Raw genomic sequence first — 7,183 nt, 5'->3', positions numbered from 1 at the left:
GGACTCTATAGCCCGGGCCAATATAAAGCTTTTGAGAATATGACCGTTAGAAGTAACGGAAAAATACATACATATCTATTGCCTGCTGAAGTGCCGGATGCAATGAGAGTGTTGGTTCAGGATACTAATACCCAGTTGGCGAGCATAGATATACATAATATTGACAAACATCCCTTAACAATCGCAACACGTTTTCACCAAAGATTTTTAAACAGCATACATCCATTTAGTGATGGGAATGGCCGGATAGGAAGGCTTTTTACTAATCTAATCCTGCTAAAACAAGGTTTCCCGCCCATTTTTATTACAGACGTAGATAAAATTGAATATCTAAAACGGTTTGAAAGATCTGATTCAGATATTAGCCTAATGCTTGACTTCCTGGCAGACAGGTTAATTGAGAGCTTGGAAATGAAATTAGCATTTATAAGAAGCTGTCAATAAGAATATCTAAATGTAAAAAACCACCATCCCCCACAAACGAATTTTTTACCCCACCCAGTCACAAACATAGAAAAAATGTGTACTTTGAGATTTGAATAAATTCACCGGTTTAGCTAACATTAACGTTGCGCCGGTTTTCAGGGGGAAGGACAGCGGCTTTACGCTTGTCAATCAAAATTACAATAATCGGTTGTTTGCAAAATAATGCACATCATATAAGCGAGGAGCCGCTTGTAGAGCTTCAGCGTATCGGGAATGGGGATGAACAGGCGTTCCGCCGCTTGTTCCAGTATTACAGCCCCCGCCTCAACCAGTTTGCCTATTCCATTGTGAAGATCAGGGAAGCAGCCACGGAAATAGTGGACGACGTATTTGTTAAGTTATGGAAACAAAGGGAAAAGGCCGCCTCCATTGCCAATATCCGCGTTTACCTTTATGTAGCGGTAAAGAACAGCGCCCTTAATTACCTTTCTTCCAAAGCCCACCGGCAGATCACAGAACCCTTCAATCATTTTGATATAGCGCTAAGCCGCGACCCCGCGCCGGACGAAAAAATGATCAGCGCCGAATTGCTGGGAAAGATCACATCCGCGGTAGAATCCCTGCCGCCCAGGTGTAAGATGATCTTTAAGCTGGTGCGTGAAGACGGCCTCCGCTACAAGGATGTAGCCGAGATCCTGAACCTCACTGTAAATACGGTAGATGCCCAGATGGTGATTGCCGTTAAACGCATTTCTGAAAAAGTACAGGCGCACTTCACTGCTTTCCCAAAAAAGACCATCAAAAAATAATTTGTTAGCGCCTTAAGGTCATCTCTCCATTTCCCTGTCTTTATCATTAACCACGGCTCAATGCATAAAGAACGGATCACACAGCTCATTGCCAGAAAATTATCCGGGGAAGCGTCTCCCGAAGAAATAAAGGAGCTGGATGCCCTTTTAAAGGAGTATCCGGAGGATGCCTATCTGCTTTCTATCTTAACGGATTACTGGCCTACACCCATTCCGGCTATGGCCGGTGAAGATGCCGCTTCCGAAGCGCATTTCCGTCATATACTGGATGCCGCAGCCGGCAGAACGGAAGAAGATACGGCGCCTGTATACAAAAGCCGGCCGCATTACCTGCGCATCCTCCTTACTACAGCCGCTGTTCTTGCAGGGCTGATCTTTTTCGCCTGGTTATATGTAAAACAGTTCCGGAGCCAACCTGCTGTACCCCTGGTTTCCCGTATAGAAACCATCGCCAAACCCGGCGCCAAATCAAGATTATTACTGCCGGATGGAAGCGTTGTATGGCTTAATTCGGGAAGCCGCATCAGCTATCCAGCCAATTTTACGGATTCCCTGCGGGAAGTGGAGCTGGAAGGAGAAGCCTATTTTGATGTAGCTAAAAATTCCGGGCATCCCTTTATGGTTCATACCCGCGACATTATTATAAAAGTGTTGGGTACCGCTTTTAATGTAAAGTGTTACCCGGAAGATAATAAAACAGAAGCCACCCTGGTAAGGGGATTGGTGCAGGTATCAAAAACCGGCGATGGTCCGCAGGAAGCGCTGCTGCTGCACCCGCACGAAAAATTAGTGGTGAGCAGGGCGCCGGAGAGCGTTGATGCCAACACCAGCCCGGCTTCCATCTCAGCTGTTCCGGATAATATGATCGTAAAACATCTTAAAGAAAGCGCTGCAGATACCGCCATGGTAGAAACGGCCTGGGTGTATAATAAGCTCGTTTTTGACGGAGAGGATTTCCCGGAGATCGCAGCCGAAATGGAAAGATGGTACAATGTAAAAATAACTATTCACGACCCGGCAGTGGCCAGGTACAGATTTCACGCAAAATTTGAAAACGAAACGATCACCGAAGTACTGTCAGCATTGCAGCTATCGCTGCCTTTCACCTTTAAAATCAACAATAATGAGGTAAACATCTACCGGTAACAGCAAAAAAAATCGGGAAATGCAGCAACATTCCCCGATAAAGTCTAATGTTCCAGAAACCTCCGATCGGCAAAATCAACGGGTTTCTTTCTTCTTAAACCATAAATCTAAAGTTATGAAAAAAAACGTACCTCCCGCCAGGGGAGTTATGATGCCACGCCTGCTTAAATTCCTTCTATGTATGAAGCTTTCTTTGTTAATTATTTTCCTTACCGCTTCACAGGTCAATGCAGCAAAAGTTTTCAGCCAGACCATAACAGCCAGCTTTGAACAGGTTGAGCTGCGCACCATCCTGAATGTGATCGAGAAAAAGGCCAAAGTCAGGTTTATATATAATTATGACCTTAATCTGCTAACGAAGAAAGTGGATTTCTCCGTGAAGAATGCAAAGATTTCCGATGCGCTCAATAAGCTATTGGAAAACTCCGGCCTACGCTACCGGGACATGGGAAATAACCTGATTGTTATTTCCCCGGGAAACGACGGAACAGCCGCAAGCCAGGCCAGGCTTACAGTTACCGGCCTGGTAACTGATGATCAGAACCAGCCGCTGCCCGGCGTAAGCATTACTGTAAAAGGAACCTCCCTTGGCGCTGCTACGAATGCGGAAGGCCGCTTCACGCTGAATGTTCCCTCTGCCAATGATACCTTATTATTTACCTACATCGGCTTTGCGCCACAGGAACTGCCGCTGGCAGGTAAAACAACGCTCAATGTAAGGCTGGTAGCAACTTCCAGCAACCTCACCGAAATGGTGGTGGTAGGTTATGGTACGCAAAAGAAACGGGATGTTACCGGCGCCATTGCCTCTGTTCCCATGAAGGAGATCAGCGATATGCCGGTGTCGAACGTCGCCTCTGCCCTGCAGGGTAAAATAGCTGGCGTAGTGGTGCAGCAGAATTCCGGAAGCCCCGGCAGAACACCTGCCATTAAGGTAAGGGGCTTTGGCTCTATTTCGGCAGGAACAAGCCCTTTGATAGTAGTGGATGGCAACATTGTTCCGGCATCTGTTTTCGGCTTGCTGGATGCAGAAGAGATTGATAAGATAGATGTGCTGAAAGATGCATCTTCTGCGGCTATCTATGGCTCCCGTGGCTCCAACGGCGTGATCCTTGTAACAACGAAAAGAGGCCGCATTGGTAAACCGCGCATGAACCTGAATGTATACACGGGGTTTCAGCAGGTGACTAAAAAGCTGGATGTGCTGAGCTCACAGGAGTACGCAGCATTTGCCAAAGACGCGGCAAACAACGCTTACCTGGACAATGTACCCGGCGCGCAAATATCAGATCCCAACAGCGCAAGGCCTTCCAATTACCTGCGTTACCGCTATCCCCGCGGTGATCTTTTTGACTGGTTTAATTTTGATGATCCGGCAAAAGTGGCCGCACTACCGGATTACAAATACCAGGACCTTATTTTCCGCACCGCACCTATCAGCAATTACCAGTTCTCTGTGATGGGCGGCTCTGAAAATGTGCAGTACACCGTAAGCGCAGGTTATCTTTCACAGGATGGCATTATCAAAAAATCAGCCATGGACCGTTATACCCTGCGGGCAAACGTAGATATTAAAGCTGCGCCAAAGCTCACCATCGGGGTTAACATCAATCCATCCTATAAAACAACACAGGAAGTAAAATCCGACGGGCACTGGGCCGACAATGGTATTATCAATGCTGCGCTCAATACCATGCCTATGGCGCCTATCTATGCGGCAAACGGCAGCTATTCTTCCATGACGGCGCTGGCCGCTCCTTACAACCTGCCGGGCATCACCAACCCTGTTGCCAATATCACAGAATACAACAGTGATTTTAACGAGATCAACCTGCTGTCTAATGCATATGCGGAATACGCATTTCTTCCAAACCTGAAATACAGGGTTTCCGGTAATGCCAATATTTATCAAAACAGGAGAAATGCCTTTACCACTTCAAAAATGCCGCTGAACCAGTTGTTGCCGCCTACCGCTGCAACAGGAAGCGCATTTTCAGAACAAGGGGTTAGCTGGCTGGTGAACCAGGTATTAACCTACAATGTATCCTTTAACGATGTGCACAACCTGGAAGTGCTGGCCGGTACAGAATCCAATAAGCTCCAATACCAGTCATCCAATGCAGGCGGCGGCACCTTTGCCAACGATATTGTGCAAACGCTCAACGCCGCAGGGCAGCCAACATCTGTAACCTCCCAGAAATTAGAAAATGCTACGGTTTCTTACTTTGCCAGGGTAGATTATAACTATAAAGGTAAATACCTGTTAAAAGTATCGGTTCGCCGTGATGGATCTTCTATGTTCGGGCCTGATAACAGGTTTGGCACTTTTCCCGCTGTTTCCGCCGGGTGGAGGGTAACAGAAGAACCCTTCATGAAAAACCTGCCGGTACTGTCTGAGCTGAAACTGCGCGTTAGTTATGGCCTTTCCGGTAACAATTCATTTGGCAACAATAACTTTTATCCCTACGCAGCAGGCGTAGGTGGTACCAACTATAGCTTTTACAACAACGTGGTTACCGGCCTTGCTGTAAGCTCGCTGGGCAATCCCGCCCTGAGCTGGGAACGTAACCAGCAGCTGGATCTGGGTGTGGACATTGGCCTGTTGCAGAACAGGATCAGTCTTAGTGTTGATTATTACGACCGTATCACCAAAGACCTGTTATTGTCCGTAAATGTGCCCACGCTCACCGGCTTTAGTACTGCCTTTAAGAACATTGGGAAGATGAGTAACAAAGGTTTCGAGTTTGGTGTGAGCAGTTATAACCTTACCGGGCCTTTTATCTGGAATACAAGCGCCAACCTTTCCTTTAACCGGAACAAAGTACTGGCGCTGGGACCCACCGGCGACCGCATTCTGAGCGGCAGCGGTGTGGGTGAAACAAATGTTACCATGATAGGGGAGCCTATTGGCAGCTTTTTCGGCTATAAACAGCTGGGCATATTTAAGGATGCTGCTGACCTGCATACCAATCCGCATGATAACACTACACGGCCGGGTGATGTGAAGTATGAAGATGTGAACGGCGACGGCATCCTGGATGCCAGGGACAGAACCATCATTGGTAATAACCAGCCTGATTTCATTTATGGCATGACCAACACTTTCTCCTATAAGAACATTGATCTCAGCGTTGCAATACAGGGCACGCAGGGAGGACAGATCCTTAACCTGAGCCGCCGCTTTTTTGATAACCTGGAAGGCGGAGGCAACAACCTGACCCTGGCACTGGACCGCTGGCGTTCCCCGGAAGATCCCGGCAATGGCAAAGTGCCAAGGGCCAATGCGCGTACAACCGGTAATAACAATGCCGTTTCTTCCCGCTGGGTAGAGGATGGCTCTTACCTGCGTATTCAGAATGTAAGCCTGGGGTACCGGTTGCCAAAGGTGGTTATAGACCGTCTTAAGCTGCAACAGGTACGTATATACGCTTCCGTACAGAACCTTTATACCTGGTCAAAATACCTGAACTACAACCCGGAAGTAAGTAATTATGAAGGGCCGCTTACCGGGGGCGTTGATTATGGCAGCTATCCACTGGCAAGAACAGTGACTTTCGGGATCAACATCGGGTTCTAGTGTTCAGGTTAAACTATAAAAATTGACATCTCATGAAATTCAATCATCACACTATATACAAAACAGCATTGGTTGTGCTGCTGTTGTCGTCCTGTGGCAAAGGTTTTATAGACCTGAAGCCCATATCCTCCGTAACTACCGACAATTTTTACCGGACGGCGGAAGATTTTACAAACGCAGTCAACGGTGCCTATAACGCACTCAGAACAGGTGGCACTTATGGTGCGGACAGTTACATTTTTGGAGAGATCAGGTCCGATAACTCCACGCCGGTAGCTTCCGGTTCCGTAACGGACCAGGACGAATTTGACCGCTTCTATATCCGCACCACCAACCCGTTTATCAATAACCGCTGGAGCAACAGCTACACGGCAATAGGCCGCTGCAACGCCATCCTGGGGCGTATTGATCCTATTACAATGGACAATGCGCTGAAAGCCCGGTATATTGGGGAAGCCAAGTTCCTCCGCGCCCTCTTTTATTTTAACCTGGTGCGCACATTTGGAGATGTGCCCCTGGTATTAAAAGAGATCATTAACCCGGATGAAGGTTATGAATATGGCAGGAACCCGAAGGCCGATGTATATGCACAAATAGAAAAGGACCTCACAGAAGCTGCAGAGGCGCTGCCGGTTTCCTATACCGGTGCAGATGTTGGCCGGGCTACACAGGGCGCTGCCAAAGCTATGCTTGGCCGCGTATTGCTCACGCAAAAGAAATATGCGCCGGCTGCCGCGCAGCTGAAAGCCGTGATCGACCTGCATCAGTATGAGCTGGTGCCGGTGTATGCCGATTTCTTTAAAGTGAATAACAAAAACAATAAAGAAGCCATCTTTGATGTGCAATATAAATCCGGCGGCATAGGACAGGGAAACCCCTGGCCCAATTCATTTGCACCGCAAAACTCAGGGAATGCAGTGATCCAGTTTGGCGGCGGCGGAAATAATGTACCTACAGACGACCTGGTAAACGACTATGAAGCCGGCGATCAGCGGAAAGCCGCCACCATCGCCACTTCCTACGTGAATGCCAGTGGCGCTACCATTCCGGGCAACTTTGTTAAAAAGTATTATGATGTTCCAACCGTTATAAATGATAATGGCAACAATATTCCCATCATCCGTTATGCAGATGTGATCCTGATGTATGCAGAATGTTTGAACGAAGCAGCATACGTTGCCGGCGGAGAAGCATTTACCTATCTGAACCAGGTACGCCACCGTGC

The 7,183-nt window shown here is 47.7% G+C and carries 5 protein-coding genes; all 5 read left to right on the top strand.

The genetic code is table 11. The annotated features are described in order from the left end of the window. On the top strand, positions 1-444 hold a 444-nt coding region (locus VIM87_RS12170; RefSeq protein ID WP_331997255.1), incomplete at its 5' end, for a Fic family protein. A gap of 194 nt (positions 445-638) precedes the next feature. Beyond that, positions 639-1,235: an RNA polymerase sigma-70 factor gene (locus VIM87_RS12165; protein ID WP_331997254.1), complete on the top strand. Its 597-nt coding sequence runs from the start codon at positions 639-641 to the stop codon at positions 1,233-1,235. Between the two features lie 60 nt (positions 1,236-1,295). Beyond that, entirely contained in the window at positions 1,296-2,381 is a 1,086-nt protein-coding gene (locus VIM87_RS12160; protein WP_331997253.1) for a FecR family protein, read from the top strand. 181 nt (positions 2,382-2,562) lie between these two features. After that, positions 2,563-5,958: a TonB-dependent receptor gene (locus VIM87_RS12155; protein ID WP_331997252.1), complete on the top strand. Its 3,396-nt coding sequence runs from the start codon at positions 2,563-2,565 to the stop codon at positions 5,956-5,958. Between the two features lie 32 nt (positions 5,959-5,990). Beyond that, positions 5,991-7,183: RagB/SusD family nutrient uptake outer membrane protein (locus VIM87_RS12150; protein ID WP_331997251.1), on the top strand; the 1,193-nt coding region annotated here is incomplete at its 3' end.

This window comes from Chitinophaga sp. (assembly GCF_036569125.1).
In the GTDB taxonomy this organism is placed as follows: Bacteria; Bacteroidota; Bacteroidia; order Chitinophagales; family Chitinophagaceae; genus Chitinophaga.
Note: the sequence above shows the minus strand (reverse complement) of the source record. Positions and strands in the feature narration are given on the sequence as shown.